This window comes from Gammaproteobacteria bacterium (assembly GCA_036381015.1).
Taxonomy (GTDB): Bacteria; Pseudomonadota; Gammaproteobacteria; order Steroidobacterales; family Rariloculaceae; genus ZC4RG20.
In genome coordinates this window covers 144,104-166,354 of sequence record DASVDR010000029.1, presented here as the reverse complement: position 1 = coordinate 166,354, position 22,251 = coordinate 144,104, and the positions used below count along the sequence as shown (strand labels likewise).

Below are 22,251 nucleotides of genomic sequence, written 5' to 3'. Positions count from 1 at the left end.
TCTCCTCGAAGGGGTTTGCGCTGGAGGGCCATCCTGACGGCGGAGCGTGGCAGCGGCCGTGGAAGCGAGCGTGGTTTTTCGTGCCCGGAGCGTTGGAATTCGGGCTCGGAGCCGCCGCATGCGCGGCTCGCCCGGCCTGCGACCGTTTGCCCCGTGAAGGGCCGGAACTACAATTCGCGTCATGGCCGCGCTCGAGCTCAAGTTCCTCGGGGGGCTCGAAATCCTTCGCGACGGGGCGAGCGTCGAGCTGCCCCCGTCCAAAAAGACGCGTGCGCTTCTTGCCTACCTGGCGCTGAACGGCCGGCCGTTCCAACGCGAGCATCTGTGCGACCTGCTGTGGGAGATCCCGGACGACCCGCGCGGCTCGCTCCGCTGGAGCCTTTCGAAGCTGCGCCGCCTCGTGGACGACGATTCGCGTCAGCGGATCGTCGCCGATCGGAACAGCGTCGCGTTCGACGCGAGCGACGTCGAAATCGACGTGCTCGCGCTGCACGCGCTCGCGGGCGGAGGCCTCGAGCACGTGTCGCTCGACGCGCTCGAGGCCGCGGCCGCGCGCTATCGCGGGCACTTCCTCGAGGGCCTCAGTCTGTCGGCGTTCCAGGACTTCGACGCCTGGTGCTGCGCGGAGCGGGAGCGGGCCCTGCAAGCGCAGTCGCGCGTGTTGTCCGCGCTCGTGCGGCGCCTCGAGACCGAGCCCGAGCGCGCGCTGCCGCACGCGTACGAGCTCGTGCGCATTGCGCCTTACGATGAAACTGCGCGCGCGACGCTGATCCGGCTGCTCGTCGCTCTCGGCCGGACGGATCAGGCGGAGCAGCAGTATCGAACCGGCGCCCGGCTGTTGCAGGAGGCGGGCGCGGCGCCGACCGGGGCGCTGTACCGGGCCTTGCGGGGCGAGCCCGGCGCGCGGCGAGCCGCCGGCGGCGCGGAGTCGGTCGAGGCTCGGCGCGCGAGCGTCGCGGAGCATCGCGCAAGCGTCGCGGAGCGTCGCGCGGCCGCGGGTGCCCCGCAGCCGCCGAAGGCCCCCGGCGGCGCCGGCGACACGGCGTTGATCGGTCGCGACGAGGAGCTCGAGCGGATCGCGACCGCGCTCGCGCGCGCGGTCGCCGAGCGACGCGGCCGACTCGTGCTCGTCTGCGGCGAGCCCGGCATCGGCAAGAGCCGCCTGCTCGAAGCCGCCGCAGGGCTCGCCCGCGATGCCGGCGCATTCATGCTCGAAGCGTGTGCCTTCGAGTCGGAGTCGATCCGCCCGTTCGCATTGTGGATCGACGCGCTGCACCGCGCCGCGGCCAACGGCACGGCGGATGTCTTCGGCGATGTTCTTGCCAACGTCGACGAGGCCAACCGCGACCGCTTGTTCCGCGCATTGGGCGAGCTCGTCGCGGAGCGCGCCCGCGTGCAGCCCGTCGTCGTGCTATTCGACGATCTTCACTGGGGCGACGAGTCGAGCGCCTCGGCGCTGCATTACGTCGCGCGGACGAACCGCGATCAACCGTTCGTCGGCGTCCTGGCGACCCGCGAGGACGAGCTGCGCGACAACACCGCGGTGCGCCGCATGCTGCGCGAGCTGCGCCAAGCGGGGCTGCTCGAGGAGATCGAGCTCGGGCCGTTGCCCGAAGCGGATTTGCGCGCGCTCATCAGCACGCGCGTGCCGCAGGCGAACGGCACGCGGCTCAGCCGCGAATGCGGCGGCAATCCGCTGCTCGCGATCGAGCTTGCGCGCGCCGAGGCCGCCGGCGACAGCGGCCAGTCGCTCGACGAGCTCGTCCAGGAGCGTCTCGCGCGCCTCGATCACGAGAGCGGCGACGTGCTGCGCTGGGCCGCGGTGCTCGCGCCGCGCATCGATGAAGCCACGCTCGCGCGGGTGAGCGGCCTCGACTGGAACGGCATCGGCGAGGCGCTCGAGACGGCCGCGCGTCAGTCGATGCTGCTGCCGACGGAGCGCGGCTTCCGCTTCTCGCACGATCTCATCGCGCGCAGCATCTACTCGAGTATCTCGCCGGCGCGCCGCCGCACGATGCACCGGCGGGTCGCGGAGCTCCTCGAGCAGGACACGGCGCTCGACCTCGCGCACGCGGCGGATCTCGCGCACCACGCCTCGCAAAGCGGCGACGCCGGCCTCTGCGCACGCGCGATGGTCTCGGCCGGGAGGCTGTGCTTGAGATTCTTCGCGAACGAGGAGGCCCTCTCGCTGGCCCGCAAGGGCCTTCAGTGGGTCGAGCGCCTTGCGCCTGCGGAACGCGTCTGCCTCACGCTCGAGCTGCGCGAGATCCTGCTTGCCGCGGCACCCGTCGAGGACTGGGAAGCGGCCGCGGCCGAATACGCGGCGCTCGCCGAGCAGGCGCTCGACCACGGTGCGATGGCGCACGCGCGCCGCGGCTACAACATGGCGAGCTACGTGCTTTGGCAACACGGCCGCTGGACGGGCGCGCACGAGGAGACTCTGCAGGCGGAGCGCGTCGCGCGGGGCGGCAGCGAGGCCGAGAACATCGCGGGTCTCGCCGAGGCCGCGCGCTGCCTCGCGATGCTCGAGCGCGATCTCTCGCAGGCGGAGGCCCTGCTGATGGAGGCGCAAGCTCTCGCGAAGCGCAAGCGCATGAGCCATTGCGCGATCCCGGGCGCGCTCGGCATGCTGCGCTTCCATCAGAACAAGCTCGACGAAGCCGTCGGGCTCTTCAAGGAGGCGCGCGCCCTCGCGAAATCCGCGGGCGACCGGATCAGCGAGTTCCAGGCCAACGAGTATCTGGCGATGATCGAGCTCGAGCGCGAACGCTTCGACGCGGCGAAGGCGTATTGCGCATCGCTGATCGAGCTCGGCGAGAAGATTCGCGAGGGCAGCGAGCGGCCCTTCGCGCATGCGCTCGACGGCTTGTGCCACTACGCACTGACCGACGAGACCGCACCGCTCGAGGCCGCTCTCGAGGATCTGCGTTCCGCCGACGCGAAGCATCGAATGGCCTATACGCTGACGCGCGCCGCGCTCCTCGACATCGAACGGCGCCGGCACGAGACCGCGCTCGACCGCGCGACCGAAGCGCTCGACTGTGCCGAGGCGCTCGACCGCGCCACCGACATGATGCTCGCTCACGTCGCGCTGGCCCTCGCGAGCCGCGCGGCGAACGACGAGGCCGGCTTCGAGCGCCACGCAGCGGCGCTCGCCCGTCTCGAGACGGCGCCCGTCGCGCTTTGGGCTCGTGAGCGCGCTGCCGCGTTGACGGCGCCGCTGGCGCGTCCGGCGTGAGCGCGGCCGGCTTCGATCGCCGCCCGCGCCGCACGCGTTTCCACGCTTCCGTCTGAAAATTCCACGCCCGCTCCCACGCTCGGTCCAACGCGCCGCCCGCAAGCTGCGCTCCATGCCCGGTCGCCGACCGGTCCCGAAGCACAACCAGAGGGGAGCACCCGACATGAACATCACCGCGAACAAGGTCGACAACGGCGTCAACGTCGAAGCGCTGCTCGGCGCCCGGCAGGCACTGACCGAAGCGCCGGAGGCGGCGCGCTTCAAATGGCGTGCCACGTGCGCGTGGGTCAACGGCACCCATAGCCGCTCCGTCGTGCACGGCTTCTTCGGGCTCGGCGCGGAGCAATCGCACAAGACCGAGTTCCACTACGACGCCGATCACCCGGAGCTCTTCGCCGCGGAGGACAACGGCGCGACGCCGGTCGAGTACGTGCTCGTTGCGCTCGCGTCCTGTCTCACGGCGGGAATCGCGACCGTCGCGCAGCACCGGAACATTCAGCTGCGCTCCGTGAAGGCGACGCTCGAAGCCGGCATGGACCTGCAAGGCATCCTCGGCATCGACAGCGAGGTGCGCAACGGCTTCGACGGGATCAAGGTCGTCTTCGAGGTCGATGCGGATGCCACGGAGCAAGAGATCGCCGCGCTCGTCGCGCAGTCGCAGCGGCGCTCCGCCGTCTTCGACATCGTGACGAACCCGACGAACGTCGCGGTGGAGGTCAAGTGATCCGCGCTCCTCGAAGGCGCTATCCGCCGGCCGGCGCCGTCGACGTCGTCGTCATCGGCGCCGGCCACGCGGGGCTCGCGATGAGCCGGTGCCTCGCCGAGCTCTCGATCGATCACGTCGTGCTCGAGCGCGGCGAGATCGCGAACTCGTGGCGGCGCGAGCGCTGGGACTCGCTGCGGCTCTTGACGCCGAACTGGCAGAGCCGGCTGCCGGGCTATGCCTACCGCGGCCCGGACCCGGACGGCTACATGAGCGTAAGCGACGTCGTCGAGTTCATCGACGGCTACGCGAGGCTTATCGGCGCGTCCGTGAAGCCGCACACGACGGTGACGTCGGTCGTCGCGGAGGCTTGCGGCTACCGCGTCGCGACCGATCGCGGCGATTGGCGTTGCCGCGCGGTCGTCCTCGCGAGCGGCGCGCACGGCGTTCCGGCCGTGCCTGCCGCCGCCGCCGCGCTGCCGAAGTCGGTCACGACGCTGACGCCGAAGACGTATCGCAATCCGGACCAGCTCGATGGCGGCGGCGTCCTCGTCGTCGGCGCGTCGGCGAGCGGAATACAGCTCGCGGACGAGATTCGGCGCTCGGGGCGGCGCGTGATCCTCGCCGTCGGCGAGCACATCCGGATGCCGCGCGTCTACCGCGGGCTCGACATCCAATGGTGGCTCGACGCCGTCGGGATCCTCGACGAACGCTACGACGAGGTCGACGACATCGTCCGCGCGCGGCGCGTGCCGTCGCCGCAGCTCGTCGGAACGTCCGAGCGCGCGACGCTCGATCTGAACGCGCTCACGGAACGCGGGATCGAGCTCGTCGGCCGCCTGGTCGGCATCGACGAGGACGGCAAGGCGCAGTTCTCGGGCTCGTTGCGCAACCATTGCGCGATGGCCGACCTGAAGCTCGCGCGCCTGCTGGACAGGCTCGACGACTGGGCCGCGCAGCACGGCGACCGCCCTGCCTTCGCACCGCCCGAGCGCTTCGCGGCGACGCGGGTCGGAGACGCGCCGCGCCTCTGCGTCGATCTCGCCCGCGAGCGCATCTCGACCGTGATTTTTGCGACAGGCTTCCGGCCGGACTATGCGTGGCTGCACGTCCCGGTCTTCGATCACAAGGGCCGGCTGCGTCACGACGGCGGAGTCGTGGATGCGCCCGGCTTGTACGTGCTGGGGCTCAATTTCATGCGCCGGCGCAAATCGAGCTTCATCCACGGCGCCGAGGACGATGCGCGTGACCTCTGCGCACACCTCGCCGCGAGCTTGCGGCTTGGCAGCGGCGGGCGCATGCCGCGGGGCGCCGTCGGTTGAGGCCCGACGACGAGGATGAAACGCCCGATCGCGCGGTCCCCTTGCCTTTGGCGCACGGTCGAATGAACATCCGTATCGTTAGCGGCGATCGGAGGATCAACCGATGAGCGATGTGTTCTACCTTCGGTCGATCGACCCGCCCATCACGCCCGAGGACGTCGTCCTGACCGCGGAGGCAGGCGGCTGCTTCGACCTGCATCGCGTGACCTGGAAACAGAGCTTTCTGTCAGCCGACGGGGGACGGATGCTGTGCTGGTACGAGGCGCCGGACGCCGAGTCGGCGCGGATCGCGCTCCGGCAGTTGAAGGCGGACCTCGAAGGTGTCTGGCCCGGCACGGTCACCGGCGGGAACGGCGCCGGTACGCCGGCGCTGTCCGACGCGAATTTCGTTGCGGAGCTTCGCTTACCCGACGAGCAGGCTCGAAGCCTCGACGGCGTCGCAACCGCGCTGGAGCAGGAAGACGCGGCGCTCGTGCGCGGCTTCGTGTCGATCCGCGAGCCGAGAGCCGTTTGCATCGTCCGCGCGCCGAGCGACGGCGCGGTGCGGGCGGCGCTTGCCCGAACCGACGCGCAGCCGGACGCGGTTTGGGCGTGTACGCCGATCTTGCCGACCGTCCGGTAGCCCCGGCGCTCGGTTCGTCAGCGGAACTCGAACCCTTCGTAGCCGCGCCTTGCGACGTCGTCGCATCGTTCGCGGTACACAGCGGCGCCGGGCGCGTAGATCGAGACGCTTCTCGCCTTACCGGGCGTGTTCGCGCCGAAGAACCACGAGCTCGTGTCACGGGCGAGGAGCGTCGCGTCGGCCGCCTCGCGGACGTGCGCCGTCCACGCATGCTCGGCGTCGACGCTCGGCGCGATCGCCGGGCCCAAAGGGACTCGAATATCGCCTCGCGTTCCTCGGGCGTCACCTCGCGTCCCGAGCGAAGATCGAACCCGTGCACGAAGCCGCCGAAGGTCTCGCGGCATCGCGCGAATATCGCGGGATAGTTGCGGCGAATCTCGCGCCAGTCTTCGTCGGGTGCGATCGTCTGGATGACCTGAACACCCGTCGCGCCGGTGCCGATCACGCCGACCCGCTTGCCGGCAAGATCGACGTCGTCATGAGGCCAGCGGGCCGTGTGGTAGTGCTCTCCCTCGAACGTGTCGACGCCGTCGATGTCGGGCAGCTGGTAGGCGGACAGCGGGCCGACCGCGGCGATCAGGTAACGCGCCCGCGTGCGCTCGCCGCGGTCGGTCTCGATGAGCCACGAGTGGTCCCGCGCGTCGTACCGCGCGGAGACGACCTCCGTCTCGAAGCGAATGTCGCGCAAAAGATCGAGCTTCTCGGCCGCGTAGTTCAGGTACGCGAGCACCTCGGGTTGCGCGGCGAATCGCTCGCTCCAGCTCCATTCCTCGAGGAGCTGAGGCGAGAACGAATAGCAGTACGTGTAGCTTTCCGAGTCGAATCGGGCGCCCGGGTAGCGGTTCCAGTACCAAACGCCGCCGACTCCGCTCGCGCGCTCGTACGCCTGCACGGTGAGCCCGAGCTCGCGGAGTCGATGTAGCGCGCACAGGCCGGCGGCGCCTGCACCGATGATGACCGCGTCGAAGTGCCGTGTGCTCATGCGTGTGTCGAAGGCATTCTGCTCGATAGAGCGCGTCTCGCCTGACGCTAGCGTCGAGCAACGCTCATCACGGTGACATGCTCATGCCAGTGGGGCGGAACATTATATCCGTCCGGCAATTTCGCCCGGAATGCGTACGGCTCGCCGGGCTTCGCCGGGTCGCCGAAGAGAACGGCAAACCGAGCTCCCGCGGGGAGCTTCGGAGAAGCCGGCCCCTAAGCCACCTGATTCGGCGGAATCATCAGGTGCTCCTGGGTTTGCGACGATGTCGGTCCGAGCTCCGCGGCCATCACTCGCGTGAAGGCGACCACCGCGCCTTTCACGGCGCTGTGCGCGGACGTGCCCGGATAGCCGCGGAAGGCGACCGGCGAAGCCATGTTGATCAAGCTCGCCCCACGCTCCGGGTCGTAATGCGCGACGAGCGCCTGCGCGGACCAGAAGAGCGCTTTGATGCCGACGTCGAGCATCGCGTCGAGCCGTTCGGGCTCGACCTGATCGACGGGGCAATAGTGGAGAAGCATCGCGTTGTTGACGATCGCGTCGATCCGACCGGTCCGGTCCCCGAAATCGTCCGCCACTCGCAGGAACGCCGCTCGCGACCCCACGTCGCACTCGTGCCCGCGCCGACGATGATGTAATCGAAGTCCCGACCGGGCTCGGGGTGCGTGCTCAAGCCAACGCGATCCCGGCGCACCGCCGACGCGAATCGTCAGTCGGCGATTCCGGGAGGCATGACCTCCTCATGGCCCCCGACGACGATGCCCTTCCCGAGCTTCGAGTTCCACACGCCGTACACGAAGTAGAGAAGGAAGCCGAACCCGAGATAGATGAGAAAGAAGTTACGCGTCGCCTCGTGCGCCATCAGCGACATCAACAAGAACAAGCACATGACGGCGCCGAGGAGCGGGGTCACCGGGAACAGCGGCGTCTTGAACGGCCGGCGCATGTCGGGCCTGGCATATCGAAGATAGAGCACCGTAAAGCAGACGATCGTGAACGCGGCAAGCGTGCCGACGTTCGTCAGATTCGCGAGCGCGTCGAGCCCCATGAATCCCGCGAAACCGCACGCGACGACGCCGACGATGATCGTGTTGATCCACGGCGTCTTGAACTTCGGGTGCACGACCGCGAAGACGGGCGGGATCAGACCGTCACGCGCGATCGTGTAGAAGATGCGCGTCTGCGCGTAGAGCAGCACGAGCATCACCGACGAGAGACCGGCGATGGCGCCGATCTTCACGAGCGCGGCGAACCATGGCAGCCCGATTTGGTTGACCGCCTTCGCAATCGGCGCGGGATCGTCGAGGTCCGTGTACGGGACGATTCCGACGAGCACCCCCGACGTGAGGATGTAAAGAATCGTGCAGATGATCAGGGAGCCGAGGATGCCGATCGGCATGTCCCTCGCCGGGTTCTTCGATTCCGCGCCCGCGGTCGACACCGCCTCGAAACCGATGTACGCGAAGAAAATCGTGGCGGCGCCGGTGATGAGCCCCGGCACGCCGTACTGGCCCGTGCTTTGCGCGGTGAGGACGGCCCAGAGCGCGCTGCCGATCTGGCTCCAGATGCCCGCATCCGCGCCGGCCGGCGGCGGCGGCTGCTGGGGCGGAATCAGCGGCGTCCAGAGATCGGGGTTCACGAAGAATGCGCCGATCACGATGAACGCGACGATGACCGACGTCTTGATGAACACGATGATGTTGTTGACGAGCGCCGATTCCGAGACACCGAGCACGAGGAGGCCGCTCACGGCGATGATCGCGATCAAGGCGGGCAAGTTGACGGCGCCGGTGCCAACCACCGCTCCGCTGGTGAAATCCGTGACCTCGACCCCCGGCGCGGCGCGCAGCGCCGGGGGCAGATCGATGCCGATGTCGTGCAAGAAGCTCGCGACGTATCCCGACCAGCCTACCGCCACGGTCGACGCCGCGAGGCCGTACTCGAGCACCAGCAGCAGGCCCATGATCCAGGCGACCATCTCGCCCATCGAGGCGTACGAGTACGAATACGCCGAGCCCGAGACCGGTATTGCCGCCGCAAGCTCCGCGTAAGAGAGCGCCACGAGCGCGCACAGCGTTCCCGTGATGATGAACGAGATCATGATGCCGGGCCCGGCGAACTCGGCAGCCGCCCTGCCCGTCAGCACGAAAATACCCGTGCCGATGATGCAGCCGACCCCGAGCAGAACGAGATTCAGTGCGCCGAGCGTCTTCTTGAGCTCCCCATGCTCGTGCTCGGCGTGCATTTGCTCGACCGATTTCCGTGCGAACAGCCGATCGACCCCACGCTTTACCATCAAAGCTCCTCCTTCCCCGCACCAGGCCGGTCCGCCGCCGGCCCCCTGCCCCCCCGGGGAACACTCTATCCGGGCGAATGCGACCGGGCCACCGCTTGCGGTGCGAGCGGTTCCCGCCGCAGGGGGCGAGTAGACCATCCGCGGGAGGCCGGATCAACCGGGGGGCCGCCTCACAACGCCGCCGACGCGGCGATGTCGGACAGCCGCTGAAACCGCTCGATGTTCGGCGCGGGCTGCATCACGCCGGCCGACAGGCAGACGAACGTCATCTCGAGCGCCTCGTCGCCGAAGCCGATCGCCTCGCAAAGGCCGAGCTCGCCACGGCGCGCGACGGCAACGACCGCGCCGAAGTAGCGGTCCGCTTCGATGTCGGCGTGGATCGTCGCCTCGAGGTGGGCGAGGCGGTCGGCGTCGAGACCGGATGCTGCGTGGGGCACGGGCGAATCTCTCTGGCTCGGCCGCCGTCGATTCTAGGCGGATGCCGGCTCGGCGGCACGTGCTAGGGCCGGTCCAGCCACCAATCGGGAGCGGCGTCCGGAAACGGATTCGGGCGGAAATACGCGATCAGGCGCTCGCCGGCCGGCGCGGCGCTCCAGGGCGCGACGCCGTGCAGTGCGAGCCGGTGAATCAGATACGACTCGCCGGGGCGCGCGTGAAGCGGCACGCGGCGGCACGTCTCGAAGCACTCGCGCCGGGCCGCGACGTAAGCGTCGGTAAGGTCCTCGTCCCTCCAGCGCTCCGTCGGCACGTCGGCGAGCCGTGCGCGCAGCGCGCGGCGCATCACCTCATGCGAGCCTTCCCACACCACGAGCGGCGCGGCCCCGGCGGGAGCGTCCGTCAGCGGCACGCCGAGGATGAAGCCTTGCAGCTCGCCGAGCCGGCGACGCCGACTCTCGAAGCGCTGTAGACCGTCGACATGCGCCGCGTCACGGTCGCGGCGAAAGCGGAACGCGGCCGCGGATTCGCCGGCCGAGGGCCGGGGATAGCCGGGAAAACAGGCCGAGATCTGCCCCCTGTCCCATCCGACCGCAAGCTTCAACGCCTCCGCGATGAATTCGACCGGCGGGCCCGCGAGCGGAGGCACGCCCGCCTCCGGCACGGCGCCGGCGGCATCGTTCGGGAAGACGTTGACGCCGACGAACCAAGTGCCGCCGCATCGCAGCCAGCGCGCGCGTTGTTCCGGGTCCGCGACGCAAGCCTCCGCCACCGGGCGGGCTCGTGCCGCCCAGTCCGCAACCTCGGGGGCGTGCGGGAAGCGAACCCAGCCGCCACGGAAGAATTGCGCCGCGTCCATGAGCGCAAATTATGACTCTCGACAGAAAAAAAGGTGTCAGACACCTTTTTTCCCGAAAAAGGTGTCAGACACCTTTTTTCGGTCAAGCGCCTTTGTCGATCAGGAGCCAGCCGCGCGGGCGGCCCGTGTCCCGATCCTCGTCCTCCATCGCGTCGAAGAGGAGGTCGACGGGCACCCAGTGGGGCGGATACTTGAAACGGGCCGTGTCGAGCACGAGCACCTTGTCCGTCGGCACGTGGTAGCCGCCGATCGGCGAGAAGTGGCCGCCCCCGGTCTGGCCCAAGGCTCGTCGCGAGTAATTCACGACGAGCACCGGCCCCTCCGCTCCCGTCGCGGCCCGCTGAGCGTGCGCGCGGAACGCGTCGACGTTCGCGGTCGGCGGCCGGTGCATGGCGACCGCCGCGCCGCTGCACTCGGCGAGGCAGCCCGCTTCGTCCAGCGTGAGCCCGAATTGCCGGACGTCGTCGAGCGACTTGCAACAGTCGAGCAGCTCCTCGCTGAACCATCTCCACGGCCCCTTCCAGACGCGAGCAGGATCGATGTTCAGCGCGTTCAGCGCGCAGACGAGCGACCCGAGACCGCAATAGGCCGGATCCGATTGAGTGTGAAATTGCTGGGCCAGCTTGAAGTAGCCTTCCATGGTTCCCGCCGTCAACGCCTGCGTGAACAGCGCTCGCCCGTCTCGGGAGTCGAGCGCGACGAGATCGGCGGGCAACGGGCGCATGTAGGTCGTGCGGGGGTCCGGGGCGGCGGGAGGTCGCGGGCGGATACAGGTGTTCATCTGCGCGTCCGGCTGGGTGGGTGGCCTGCATGCAGTGTCCCATGGCGCCGCGCCCGGCGCTTGAACGAAGCGGCTATGTTGGCGCGCAAGAAAATGGTGTCAGACACCTCTTTTCTCCCAAAAAGGTGTCTGACACCTTTTTTTCGATTCGATCAGCCTGCGGCGCGGCGGCTCGCCTTCTCGCAGCGCACGGTCAGACGGCTGCTTCCGAGACGCTCGGCGTATTCGGCGAAGCCCGCCGTCGGCCCGCGCCATCGCAGCTCCTCGACGTTCGAGAATAGCGGCGCGTCCGTGCGCAGGGTCGCGAGCTTCTTGAACAGCAGAGCCGTCTCGCGCCGCTTCCCGAGAACCGCCGAAGGAAAGTCCTCGATGGCGCCGTATCGGCGCACGAGCTGCGCGGCCGTGACCGGCCCGATGCCGGACAGACCCGGATAGCCGTCGGCCGGATCGCCGACCAGCGCGAGAAAATCCGGAATCCGCTCGGGATCCACGCCGAACTTGCGGCGCACGCCGGTCGCATCGCGAATCTCCTTGCCGCGGCGAACGATTTGCACGACGCGATCGCCCTGCACACATTGCGCGAGATCCTTGTCGGGCGTCCAAATGCAGACCTTCCGCACGCGCTCGTCGGCTGCGGCGATGCGCGCCGCGCTCGCGAGCGCGTCGTCCGCCTCGAGCTCCTCCATCGGCCAGACCGCAACACCCATCGCCGCGAGGGCTTCCTCGAGCGGATGGAATTGCGCGAGAAGCGCACGCTCGATCCCTTCGCCGGTCTTGTAGCCGGGCCAGAGCTCGTTGCGGAACGACTCGATGACGTGGTCGGTCGCGACGCCCAAATGCGTCGCGTCGCCTTCGATCATCTTCAGCACCATGTTGAGGACACCGACGACTGCGCCGTAGGGTCTGTCCTTGCCCTTCGTGAAGCGGCGCAGACCGTAGAAGTGCCGGAACAGCTCGTAGGTGCCGTCGATCAGGTGGACGATCATTCGTAAGAAGCCCAGGCGGAAACGCGTCGAGCATGTTACATGACGCATCGTCGAGGCCTGGAAGCATTTCGCGCAGGATCGCGCGCTCGCGCGCGATCCCGAGTCCTGCGTTCTCGCGGGTTTGCCTGGCCCGAGCGAATCCCTATGATGGTAAGGAGCGCGCCGCGCGGGAGCCGCGGCGTTTCGCCTCGAGAAATGCAAAGCCTCAGCCGAAGAACATTGATTCGGGGCGCAGTCTACGGCGCGCTCGCGTCCGCGCTGCCTCCGCTCGCGCGCGGGCAGGCCGGCGCCGCGAAGCTCGACGTGACGGCGCTCCGCGCAGGAACCGTGCTGATCGCCGGGGCCGGCGCGAACATCGTCGCCGCGGCCGACGGAGACGGCATCGTCATGGTCGACGGCGGTCTCGCCGAGCATGCCGAAGCCCTGCTCGCGACCGTCGCGGCCCGCTTCGACGGCCGTCCGGTCCGCACTCTCGTCAACACGCATTGGCACCCGGAGCAAACCGGCGCGAACGCTTCCGTCGCCCGCACCGGCGCGCGGATCGTCGCTCAGGCCAACACGCGTCTCTGGCTCGGCACCGACATCAAGCGGCCTTGGGAAGACTTCGTGCACGAGCCGCTTCCGCCCGACGCACGCCCCAAGCTCTCCTTCTACGAATCGAGCCGCGAGCTCGACCTCGGCGACGTGCCGTTCGAATGCGGGTACATGCTTCAGGCCCATACCGACGGGGACTGCTACGTCTTCTTCCCGGACGCGAACGTTCTCGCGTGCGGCGGCGTGATCGCCGGCGACCGCTGGCCCCTGATCGACTGGTGGACCGGCGGCTGGTTCGGCGGCCTCGTCGAGGGCATCGAGACGCTGCTCCAGATCGCGAAAGACGACACGATCATCGTGCCGTCCGAAGGGCCGGTGTTGCGCCGCACGGACCTCGTAGCGCAGCGCGACATGTACGCCCAGCTCTTCGTGCGCTTCCGCGACGAGCTGCTTTTCAAGGGGCTGAGCCCGGCCGAAGCGGTCGCGGCGCAGCCGACACGTGACTATCATCCCGAGTGGCCGCAGCGGGACGAGTTCGTGACTCTCGCGTTTCAGAGCCTGTGGGGCTTCTATGCACCGGACGTATAGACAAGGAGTCGCCGTCCTCATCGGCTCTCTCGCCCTTGCCGCCTGCTCCCGGGGCCCGGGATCGGTGGCCGAGCAGTGGGGCCTCGTCGAAACCTACTGCGTCGACTGCCACAATTCGATCGACCGCACCGGCGGCCTCGTCCTCGAGGAGATGAGCCCCGAGAACGTCGGCGCCGATGCCGCCGTCTGGGAGAAAGTCCTGCGCAAGTTCCGCGGCAACTTGATGCCGCCGCCGGACCGCCCGCAGCCGTCTCCCGAGCAAAAGGCCGCCTTCGTCGCCGCGCTCGAGCATCGGCTCGCCGAGGAGGCCGAAGCCTCCGGGCCCCACCCGGGCTTCGTCGGCCTGCGTCGTTTGAACCGCACCGAATACGAGAATGCCGTGCGGGATCTCCTCGGCGTCGACGTCGATGCCACGGAGCTCCTTCCGCCCGACAACAAGAAGAGCGGCTTCGACAACAACGCTTCGGTCCTGACGATCTCGCCGACGTTCATGGAGCAGTACGTCGCAGCCGCTCGCACGGTCGCGATCGAAGCCGTCGGCAATCCGGATGCGCCGCCCGGCAGCACGACTTACGTCAACGACGGCGACGCGGGATCCTACAAGCGTCACATCGAAGGGCTGCCGCTCGGCACGCGCGGCGGGCTGGCGGTAATGCACGACTTCCCCGCCGACGGCGAGTACGTCATCAACGTCGCGGACATGGCCCAGGCGCTCTGGGTCTACAACATGGAGTTCGAGAACACGGTGCTCGTCACGCTCGACGGGCGAGAGGTCTACCGCACGACGATCGGCGGCGAGGAGGACCAGAAGGCGATCGACCAGCACGGCCAATCGGCCGTCGACCGCATCAATCAACGCCTGAAGAACATCCGCTTCGAGGCCACGGCGGGTCCGCATCAGGTCGGCGTCACGTTCCTCGCGCGCACCTTCGCGGAATCCGACGATCGGCTTCAGCTCGCGGCGCCCGGCGGCGGCCAGGACCGCATCCTGCGCGTGAGCTCGTTCGAGCTCCAGGGCCCGTTCCATCCGAGCGGCGTGAGCGAGACGCCGTCCCGCCGCAAGATCTTCAGCTGCCATGTCGGTCCCGATGCGGGCGCCGAGACGGCGGAGAGCTGTGCGCGCGAGATTCTCGGGCGGCTCGCCCGGCTCGCGTACCGCCGCCCGGTCGGCAAGCACGACCTCGACAAGCTGCTCGCGTTCTATCGCGGCGGCGCCGCGTCGGGCGGCTTCGAGACGGGCATCCGCAAAGCCGTTACCGCGATTCTCGCGAGCCCGGATTTCCTGTTCCGCTTCGCGTCTCCGTCCGAGGATCTGCCTCCGGGCTCGATCTACGAGCTGTCGGATCTCGAGCTCGCGTCGCGTCTCTCGTTCTTCCTCTGGAGCAGCATCCCCGACGACGAGCTTCTCCGCGTCGCCGAGCAAGGGCGGCTCGGCGAGCCCGAGGTCCTCGACGCGCAGATCGAGCGCATGCTCGCCGACGAGCGCGCCCGTTCGCTCGTCACGAGCTTCGCGTTCCAGTGGCTCGACGTGGACAAGCTCGACGACGTCGTGCCGGACCGCGGCATCTTCCCGCAGGCCACGCCCGATCCCCGCGAAGCCTACAAGCACGAGCTCGAGCTCTTCCTCGCGAGCATCCTGCTCGAGGACCGGAGCGTCCTCGACCTGATGACGGCGGATCACACCTTCGTCAACGAGACGATCGCGCATCTCTACGGGCTGCCCGCGGTGCGCGGCGATCAGTTCCGCCGCGTCGAGCTCGAGAGCTCGGCGCGTTTCGGCCTGCTCGGCAAGGGCGCGATCCTGATGGCGACGTCGTATCCGAATCGCACGGCCCCCGTGATTCGGGGCAAGTGGATCCTCGAGAACCTGATCGGCTCGCCGCCGTCCCCGCCGCCGCCCGGCGTCGACACGGATCTCGTCGAGGACACAGGCCCCGAGCCGCGCACGGTCCGCGAGCGGCTCGAGCAGCATCGTGCGGACGCGGTCTGCGCTTCCTGCCATGCGGTCATGGACCCGCTCGGCTTGACGCTCGAGAACTTCGACGCGATCGGCGAATGGCAGGACTACGACAAGCGCGCCCGCGAGCCGATCGACGCGAGCGGGAAGCTGATCGGCGGCAAGGAGATCGTGGGGCCGGACGAGCTGCGCCGGGCGCTCCTCGAAGATCCGGAGCGAATCGTTTGGACCATCACCGAGGAGCTGATGACCTACGCGCTCGGCCGCTCGCTCGAGTACTACGACATGCCGACGGTGCGCCGGATCGTCGACGACGCGGCGCGCGACCGCTACCGCTTTTCGGCATTGGTCCGCGGCATCGTGAAGAGCGATGCGTTCAGGATGCTGGAGGTGCCGCCCGCGGCCGAAACCGTCGCCGACGAGGCCGGCGAGCCCGAACGCTCGGCGATCTGACGCGCCCGATTTTCCCGGCCAGGACCGAGGCCGCGTCGCGATCGCCCCTCGGCCCGCGCTACTTCTCCTCGGTCTGCTGCATGAACGCCATCGGGAGGGCCACGCTTGCGGGGGCGGATTCCGCGTCGAGCGAGCCCTCCTCGGCCGGCGTCGCTTCCGAGAGCACGGTCCCGGCCGTGCCGTCCGGCGACGACAGCGCTTCGAGCGTATGCCGCGCGAAGCCGTACCCCGCCTCGCTGAAGTAGTTGTAGCTCGCATCGCAGCCCGCCTCGAGCAGCGGCGCGAGCTCGTCCGGATACACATGCGTCGCGCTGATCATTCCTTCGAACCCGCGCCGCCGAAGCTCCCGGATCGAGCGCAGCTTCGCTTCGAGATCGGGCATCGCGAGCATGATGAGCTGCAGGCGGTCCACTTTCAGCCGCAGCCAGAAGTTCGGATCCTCGGCGTCGGCGTAGGCGACCCGCCGCCCCTCGCGCCGATGACGCTCGAGCTTGCCGGTATCGCTGTCGACGCCGACGACGTGCTTCCCCTGCGCCCGCAGATAGTCGAACGCACCGGTGCCGACGCGGCCCATCCCGACGACGAGGATCTCGGCGCTGCCGAACGTGATCGGCTCGTCGTCCGGGTGCCGCTTGTCGCGCTCGAGGCAGTCCAGCCACCGGCGGGTCAGGGCGTAGAGCGCATGAGCGCGCGCGTTCAGCGGCGCGGCGACCGCGAACGAGAGCGCCACGGCGATACCCGCGGCGGTGAGCCAGCGCTGATCGAGCATGCCGTTGTCCACGGCGAGCTGAGTGACGATCAGCCCGAACTCGCTGAACGTCGAAAGACTCAATGCGGTCAACAAGCTGGTGCGCGCACGCAGGCCGAGGAGCAGCAGCAGGAAGAAGAACACGCCGGCTTTCAACGGCATCAGCACGAGCAGCAGGGCCGCCGACTCGGCGACCACCCACGTCGGCGTCCCGCTCATCCCGATGGACAGGAAGAAGCCGATCAGCAACAGCTCCTTCAGGCTCCACAGCGCTCCACTCAGCTCGTGCGCACGCGGATGGTTTGCGAGCATCATCCCGAGCACGAGCGCGCCGAGCTCCGGGCTCAGCCCGAGCCGCTCGAAGCCCTCTCCGCCGACGGCCAGCGCGAGCGCCGCGCCGAGCAGCACGAACAGCTCGCCGTGACCGACGACCGTGAGCAGGCGGGCGATCAGCGGCCGCGCGAACGGCAGAGCCAGCAACAGCAGCGCGTAAGGCGACGGCCTCTCCCCGTTCAGCAGCGCGAGCAGGGCGACGGCCGCAATGTCCTGCACGATCAGAATGCCGATCGCCACGCGCCCGTGCACGGCGCGCAGCTCCTCCCGGTCCTCGAGCACTTTGGCCGCGAATACCGTGCTCGAGAAGTTGAGCGCTACGGCGAGCGCGATCGTGAGCATCACCGGCAAGCCGCCGGCGATGGCCACCGGGACCGCGACGACGGCCGAGACGATCACCAGATGCGCAACCGCGGTGCCCCACACCTCGTAGCGCATCAGCGTCTTGAGACGCAGCTTCAGGCCGACGGCGAAAAGGAGCAGCAGCACGCCGGCGTGCGCCACTTGCTCGAGCGCGGGCGTCGTCTCCATGCCGAGCGCTCCCAGCACGAAGCCGCACACCAGAAAGCCGACCAGCGGCGGCAGCCCCGTGCGCCAGGCCAGGAGGCCGAGAACCAAGGCGGCCGCAATCCAACTGCCTGCCATGACGAGTCCGTTTGAAAGCGAGATGAAGCCGTCATTATGCAAGACGCTGCCCCCTCCATGCGAAGAGATGCTGCCGGGCGCGGAAACGAGGCGGCCGAGGCGCCCAGGCTTGGTACAATCGGGCGAAGCGCTCTCGGCAGCTCGCCGCCTCCGGCCAGCAGCGCGCATCGTGCGAAGCCGGCGGGCAGCCGTGCGGAAGCCCTCGGCCCCACGAGGAGGAGATGCGATGAATCAGCTACTGTGCGTATTGCTCGCCGCCGCAGCGGCGGTCGCTGCACCGCTTGCGGCCCAGCCCGCCGAGGAAGGCTCGGAGGACACCGCGGTCGCCACGTTCGCCGGCGGCTGCTTCTGGTGCGTGGAAGAGGCGTTCGACAAGGTCGAGGGCGTCCTCTCGACCACGTCGGGCTACACCGGCGGCCACGTGCCGCATCCAAGCTACGAGCAGGTCTCGGCAGGCAACACGGGGCACGCCGAATCGGTGCGGGTCGAGTACGATCCCGATGTCGTGACCTACGAGGAGCTGCTCGATGCCTTCTGGCACAACATCGATCCGCTCGACGCGGGCGGGCAGTTCTGCGACCGGGGCGACCAGTACCGCAGCGCGATCTTCTATCACAACGAGCGCCAGCGCGAGCTCGCCGAGCGCTCGAAGCGCGAGCTCGAGGAAAGCGGCGTGCTGCCGGGCAAGATCGTCACGGAGATCGTTCCCGCGACGGAGTTCTACCCGGCCGAGGGCTATCACCAGGATTACTACAAGCACAACGCGCTGAGATACAGGTTCTACAAGTACACGTGCGGCCGCCCGGATCGGCTCGAAGAGCTGTGGGGCGGGAAGTAGACGGCTCGGCGCGGATCAGCGTTCTCAAGACGGTGCAGCTCGCCGTTGCCGTCGGCGTGCTCGTTCTTTTTTGGCTGATCTATCCGGGCACCCTGCTGCTGATCACCGGCGCCGTCGGCCTGTGCTACCTGATCGCTTCGATCGCCGCGATATGGGACAAGGCGGTGGCGGTCTGGATCGCATTCGTGCTGACCGTGCTGACCTTCGCGTTTTCGACCTGGGGCGTTTACCGCTATCTGGACAACGGCTTCGATTACCTGGCCGGTCATTTCGAGGGCCGCGACGGCATTTACTGGCCCGCGTATCTCTTCCTGCTCGTCGCGCTCGGCTCGATCGTCGTCATCGTGCTGCACGTTTCGTCGTGGCGCTGGATGGGGCGGCCGCGGGAGCGCGGCGCCGGTTGAGGCCGGCGCGCCGGGCGCGCGCCGCCGTCAGCGCCCTCGCCCCCCGTCAGCCCGGCGTCTTGTATCGCTCATAAAGCTGGCGTGCAATCTTCACGCTCAGCCACCCGAGCGCGAACGCAAGCACATAAGCAATAAGTTCCATCTGTCGATTTGCCCCCCATGGTGTACGACGCGCTCGAACGAGCGTTTGCTCGTCCGCCGCGCGCGATCTCACGATTCGGCAAGTCGCGGCGAGCGCCGCCGTCGTCGCTGAGCGGCATGCTCGCGCCGTCGAGATTGCGCGGCGGCTCGCTGCGCATTGTAGGCGACTGGGAGAAGGGATCCATGAGCGCGTTCGCACAACGGCGATTCACGCGGCGCCGAGGCGCGGGAACACGAGACGCGGACCTACACCCTGAGGTAGGCTCTGTCGGCATGCATACGGTCAAGTCCCGCGGTATCCGCCGGATCGCGTACAACGCGGAAGAACGTACGCTCGACGTCGAGTTTTCCTCGTCGAAGCTGTACCGTTACTTGGATGTTCCGCCGGCGGCCTACGAATGGCTGTCGCGCGCGAAGTCGAAGGGCCGCTTCATCAACCGGCTGATCAAGGATAAATATCGCTGCGAGCGAGTCGACGGACCGGCTGCCGGCGCCGAGGAGCCGGACTTGCTCGACACGCTGCGAAAGTCTCTGGAGCGCCCGAAGGGCGAAAGCTAGCGAGGGTCTGCGCAGTCGGCCGAGCCGGCTCGATCACGGGACGGCGCCGCGTGCGTGCGCTGCATTTGACGGCACCGGGAAGCGACCGTCAGGAGCGCATGACGGTGATCGTGAGCGCGGGTAAGGTGCGCGCGGGCGGCCGTTCGAAGGCCTCAGCTCTTCCGCGACGTCTTCGCGAAGAACGACGCCGGCACGCTGTGGACGTCGCGGCTCTTGCACTTCGGGCACTCGGGCTTCGACTGTCCGTGCTCCGACATGCGTTCCGTCCGCTCGAACGCTTCGCCGCACTTCGCACAGCGATAGACGTAATCGGGCATCTTCGTCCCCTCCCGTCCTGACTCGGGTCACCCGATACTCGGGGCGCCCTTTCGATCATCATGGTCGTATCGGCGACGAGCGCGCTCGAACGAAGGGCGAGCAATCTCGCCGCCGACACTGACGTCCAACGGAGCGGGAGCAAGTTGCGTGCCATGGAGGCATGAGATCGAGTCCGCGTGCCGATCCGCGACCGGATCGACGACGCGCGCACGAGGGTCCTCCGTCCCGCCGCCCCGCACGCTTCCCAGGAACCACCTTCTGAATATTAAACATAAATTAATTATTGACGCACGATAAAAAATGGCTGTTTAATAGACCATCGCTAGTCGTTCCACGCCACAGGGAGCCAATCCGGTGACGACGCAACGCACCGACAAGCTGGAGAGGGTCGCCCGCTACAGCCGCTCGCTCCGGCAGCTCTTTCAGCTTCTGCTGGGCGCGACGGCCATTGCGCTGCTCGTGGGCACGCTGCTGATCGCCACGGGCACGGACCCGTACGACACGAGCGTCACCGTGGGCGGCGCGATCTACGTCGGAGACGTCATTCCCGCCGTGCTCCGGTCGATGGCCGTCGTGGGTTTCATCCTGAGCACCGGGATACTGCTGAAGGTGCTTTTCCACCTCGTCAAGCTGTTCGGGCTCTATGCACAAGGCAAGATCTTCAGCGCGGACAACGTTTACCAGATCCGTCAGATCGGCATCGCCGTCATGCTCATCCCCACCCTCTGGACGCTGGGCCTGATCGCGGTTTTGCTGGTCCCCGGCCATGGCATCGCGAGCCGGATCCGGATCGACGAGGCGCCGTTCACGGAGCTCGTCGTCGGAATCATCATCATCGTCGTCTCCTGGATCATGGACGTCGGCCGAGAGCTCCGCGAGGAGCAGGACCTCGTCGTCTAGCGGGGCCGTCGAAGTGGCCATCATCGTCAATCTCGACGTCATGCTCGCGAAGCGCAAATTGCGCTCCAGCACCGTCGCGGAGCAAGTGGGCATCACGCCCCAGAATCTTTCGATCCTGAAGACCGGCAAGGCCAAAGCCATCCGCTTCAGCACGTTGGAAAGGCTTTGCGCGATTCTGGACTGCCAGCCGGGAGATCTTCTCGTGTACGAGCCGGATGCGAAACAGCCGGCAGCGGAGCGCGCCGAAAAAGGTGTCTGACACCATTTCCGAAAAAGGTGTCTGACACCATTTTTTAGCCGCCTTCCCGCAGCGCGTCCGTCGGCGCCACTCGGAGCGCCCGCCGGCCGGTCCCGCAGCTGCCAATCCGCAGACGCCCAGCATGACGAGCGCCGCGAGCGGCAGGACGCCGGGTACCTCTCGCCCCCCGAGCTCCTCGATCGGTATCACGACGCCGAGCAGGTGAGCCATGGCGGAACGAGCAGCAGCGTGAAGAGGAGCATTCGGCCCGGAAGGTCCCCGACGCGCGGCGAGCCCACTCGCGCAGCGTCTCGAGAGACTTCATGGGCTGCCCCGCGCTCGGCCGGCGCGTTCGCCGGCGCCCGCTCCGGCACCGGCCCCTCTCACGTCGGCTCACCGAACAGCGTCTGCATGATCGCCACCATTTGCTCCCAGGACTTCTTCTCGGCTGCGAGATGCCGGCGCCCTGCCGCCGTGATCGAGTAAAAGCGCGCCTGCCGGTTGTTCTCCGTGGTACCCCAATTCGCGCGAATGAGGCCGCGCTGCTCGAGGCGCATCAGCCCGGGATAGAGTGTGCCCATGTTGGGCAGGAGCGCGCCGCCCGATGCCTGCTCGAGCCGCGCGGCGATCGCATAGCCGTGCATCGGCCCCATCGCCGCCAACGATTGCAGGATCATGAGATCGAGCGTGCCGCGGAGGAACTGTGCCCTGGCCGGTTCTTTATTAGACATACCAATAGAGAATAGCACGTTCCATTTTAGTTTCAAATGGAAGGATGGGCTGCGGAAGCGAGGAAGGACGGACGCGATCCGCGCCGCCCGGCGTTCGTGCAGCTCTTTACACGATCTCTCGGTGTACCGTAATATCTTCCACAAGAGAGGAACTCGAGATGAACAAGGAGGCACGGAATGTCTACCTCTTCCCTGGTCGTCGTCGCGCTGACGACGGCCTTGGGTCTGGCGTCGCTCGGCGGCGGGCTCTACGAGTTTCTGGTCGTCGATCCGTTCTGGCCGCGCCGCCCGGAGCTCATTCAGCCGCAGCGCGGCGGTATCTCGCGCAAGCGCTTCTGGATCCCCGCTCACACGGTGTTCGAACTCGCGCTGATCGTCTCGCTCGTGGTCACGTGGCGTGAGCCCGATGTGCGCGCGCCGCTGCTCGTGGCCCTCGCGAGCCATGCGGTCATGCGAATCTGGTCCGCGTTCGACTTCATCCCGAAAGCCCTCGCCTTCGAGCGCGCGGATCCGGCGAGCGTCGACCCCGCGGCGGCGCGCAGGTGGAGCCGGCGGAGCATCGGCCGGCTGCCGCTGGACCTCTTGACCTGCGGGGCATTGCTCACCGCGCTCGTATCCGCCGCGCGGCTCGGCTAGCTCGG

23 protein-coding genes are annotated in these 22,251 nt (G+C 68.1%); 13 read left to right on the top strand and 10 right to left on the bottom strand.

Annotated elements, in window-relative coordinates; genetic code table 11:
- Nucleotides 1-181 precede the first annotated feature (181 nt).
- From VF329_11345 to VF329_11330, 4 genes are all read left to right on the top strand, one after another.
- On the top strand, nt 182-3,238 hold the full coding sequence (locus tag VF329_11345; GenBank protein ID HEX7081599.1) for an AAA family ATPase: 3,057 nt from the start codon (nt 182-184) through the stop codon (nt 3,236-3,238).
- 163 nt (nt 3,239-3,401) lie between these two features.
- On the top strand, nt 3,402-3,962 hold the full coding sequence (locus VF329_11340) for an OsmC family protein (protein HEX7081598.1): 561 nt from the start codon (nt 3,402-3,404) through the stop codon (nt 3,960-3,962).
- Nucleotides 3,959-5,263, top strand: coding sequence for an NAD(P)-binding domain-containing protein (locus VF329_11335; protein HEX7081597.1), 1,305 nt, complete (start codon nt 3,959-3,961; stop codon nt 5,261-5,263). Before VF329_11340 ends, VF329_11335 begins: the two co-directional genes overlap by 4 nt.
- Before the next feature lie 103 nt (nt 5,264-5,366).
- Nucleotides 5,367-5,885: a hypothetical protein gene (locus tag VF329_11330; GenBank protein HEX7081596.1), complete on the top strand. Its 519-nt coding sequence runs from the start codon at nt 5,367-5,369 to the stop codon at nt 5,883-5,885.
- A gap of 17 nt (nt 5,886-5,902) precedes the next feature.
- Here the strand turns inward: VF329_11330 and VF329_11325 are convergent, their stop codons facing one another.
- Nucleotides 5,903-6,133, bottom strand: coding sequence for a hypothetical protein (locus tag VF329_11325; protein ID HEX7081595.1), 231 nt, complete (start codon nt 6,131-6,133; stop codon nt 5,903-5,905).
- 65 nt (nt 6,134-6,198) lie between these two features.
- Here VF329_11325 and VF329_11320 point away from each other — a divergent pair, with 65 nt between their 5' ends.
- Complete coding sequence (locus VF329_11320; GenBank protein ID HEX7081594.1) at nt 6,199-6,807, top strand: hypothetical protein; 609 nt, start codon at nt 6,199-6,201, stop codon at nt 6,805-6,807.
- Nucleotides 6,808-7,082: 275 nt separating this feature from the next.
- Here the strand turns inward: VF329_11320 and VF329_11315 are convergent, their stop codons facing one another.
- The 6 genes from VF329_11315 to VF329_11290 all read right to left on the bottom strand — a co-directional run bounded on the left by VF329_11315 (nt 7,083) and on the right by VF329_11290 (nt 12,224).
- Nucleotides 7,083-7,574, bottom strand: coding sequence for an SDR family oxidoreductase (locus tag VF329_11315; GenBank protein ID HEX7081593.1), 492 nt, complete (start codon nt 7,572-7,574; stop codon nt 7,083-7,085).
- Nucleotides 7,575-7,576: 2 nt separating this feature from the next.
- Nucleotides 7,577-9,163, bottom strand: coding sequence for an amino acid permease (locus tag VF329_11310; GenBank protein HEX7081592.1), 1,587 nt, complete (start codon nt 9,161-9,163; stop codon nt 7,577-7,579).
- 170 nt (nt 9,164-9,333) lie between these two features.
- Nucleotides 9,334-9,600, bottom strand: coding sequence for a hypothetical protein (locus tag VF329_11305; protein HEX7081591.1), 267 nt, complete (start codon nt 9,598-9,600; stop codon nt 9,334-9,336).
- A gap of 62 nt (nt 9,601-9,662) precedes the next feature.
- Nucleotides 9,663-10,457: a hypothetical protein gene (locus tag VF329_11300; GenBank protein HEX7081590.1), complete on the bottom strand. Its 795-nt coding sequence runs from the start codon at nt 10,455-10,457 to the stop codon at nt 9,663-9,665.
- An 82-nt stretch (nt 10,458-10,539) separates the two neighbouring features.
- Nucleotides 10,540-11,181 (bottom strand): phytochelatin synthase family protein, encoded by a 642-nt coding sequence (locus VF329_11295; protein HEX7081589.1) that lies wholly within the window; start codon nt 11,179-11,181, stop codon nt 10,540-10,542.
- A 209-nt stretch (nt 11,182-11,390) separates the two neighbouring features.
- Entirely contained in the window at nt 11,391-12,224 is an 834-nt protein-coding gene (locus tag VF329_11290; GenBank protein ID HEX7081588.1) for a 5'-3' exonuclease H3TH domain-containing protein, read from the bottom strand.
- A 195-nt stretch (nt 12,225-12,419) separates the two neighbouring features.
- On the opposite strand from VF329_11290, the gene VF329_11285 reads away from it, so the two are divergent.
- A complete protein-coding gene (locus VF329_11285; protein HEX7081587.1) occupies nt 12,420-13,346 on the top strand; it encodes an MBL fold metallo-hydrolase in 927 nt (308 codons plus the stop codon).
- 64 nt (nt 13,347-13,410) lie between these two features.
- Nucleotides 13,411-15,756, top strand: a complete 2,346-nt coding sequence (locus VF329_11280) for a DUF1592 domain-containing protein (GenBank protein HEX7081586.1) — start codon at nt 13,411-13,413, stop codon at nt 15,754-15,756.
- Nucleotides 15,757-15,814: 58 nt separating this feature from the next.
- Here the strand turns inward: VF329_11280 and VF329_11275 are convergent, their stop codons facing one another.
- The gene (locus VF329_11275; protein HEX7081585.1) at nt 15,815-17,482 is read right to left on the bottom strand and encodes a cation:proton antiporter family protein; all 1,668 of its coding nucleotides are present in this window, start codon (nt 17,480-17,482) and stop codon (nt 15,815-15,817) included.
- A 226-nt stretch (nt 17,483-17,708) separates the two neighbouring features.
- On the opposite strand from VF329_11275, the gene msrA reads away from it, so the two are divergent.
- The 3 genes from msrA to VF329_11260 all read left to right on the top strand — a co-directional run bounded on the left by msrA (nt 17,709) and on the right by VF329_11260 (nt 19,423).
- On the top strand, nt 17,709-18,320 hold the full coding sequence (msrA, locus tag VF329_11270) for a peptide-methionine (S)-S-oxide reductase MsrA (GenBank protein ID HEX7081584.1): 612 nt from the start codon (nt 17,709-17,711) through the stop codon (nt 18,318-18,320).
- A complete protein-coding gene (locus VF329_11265; protein ID HEX7081583.1) occupies nt 18,305-18,724 on the top strand; it encodes a hypothetical protein in 420 nt (139 codons plus the stop codon). The genes msrA and VF329_11265 overlap by 16 nt, the downstream gene beginning before the upstream one ends.
- 414 nt (nt 18,725-19,138) lie before the next feature.
- Nucleotides 19,139-19,423 (top strand): KTSC domain-containing protein, encoded by a 285-nt coding sequence (locus tag VF329_11260; GenBank protein ID HEX7081582.1) that lies wholly within the window; start codon nt 19,139-19,141, stop codon nt 19,421-19,423.
- Nucleotides 19,424-19,575: 152 nt separating this feature from the next.
- Here the strand turns inward: VF329_11260 and VF329_11255 are convergent, their stop codons facing one another.
- A complete protein-coding gene (locus tag VF329_11255) occupies nt 19,576-19,740 on the bottom strand; it encodes an FmdB family zinc ribbon protein (protein ID HEX7081581.1) in 165 nt (54 codons plus the stop codon).
- 355 nt (nt 19,741-20,095) lie between these two features.
- On the opposite strand from VF329_11255, the gene VF329_11250 reads away from it, so the two are divergent.
- Both VF329_11250 and VF329_11245 read left to right on the top strand, forming a co-directional pair.
- A complete protein-coding gene (locus VF329_11250) occupies nt 20,096-20,641 on the top strand; it encodes a DUF2975 domain-containing protein (GenBank protein ID HEX7081580.1) in 546 nt (181 codons plus the stop codon).
- Nucleotides 20,642-20,654: 13 nt separating this feature from the next.
- Nucleotides 20,655-20,900 carry a helix-turn-helix transcriptional regulator gene (locus VF329_11245; GenBank protein HEX7081579.1) on the top strand — a complete coding sequence of 82 codons (246 nt, stop codon included), beginning with the start codon at nt 20,655-20,657 and terminating at the stop codon, nt 20,898-20,900.
- Nucleotides 20,901-21,262: 362 nt separating this feature from the next.
- Here the strand turns inward: VF329_11245 and VF329_11240 are convergent, their stop codons facing one another.
- The gene (locus tag VF329_11240; GenBank protein ID HEX7081578.1) at nt 21,263-21,610 is read right to left on the bottom strand and encodes a PadR family transcriptional regulator; all 348 of its coding nucleotides are present in this window, start codon (nt 21,608-21,610) and stop codon (nt 21,263-21,265) included.
- Between the two features lie 177 nt (nt 21,611-21,787).
- Between VF329_11240 and VF329_11235 the strand changes: the two genes are divergently transcribed.
- Nucleotides 21,788-22,246 (top strand): hypothetical protein, encoded by a 459-nt coding sequence (locus VF329_11235; protein ID HEX7081577.1) that lies wholly within the window; start codon nt 21,788-21,790, stop codon nt 22,244-22,246.
- The last annotated feature ends 5 nt before the right edge of the window (nt 22,247-22,251 follow it).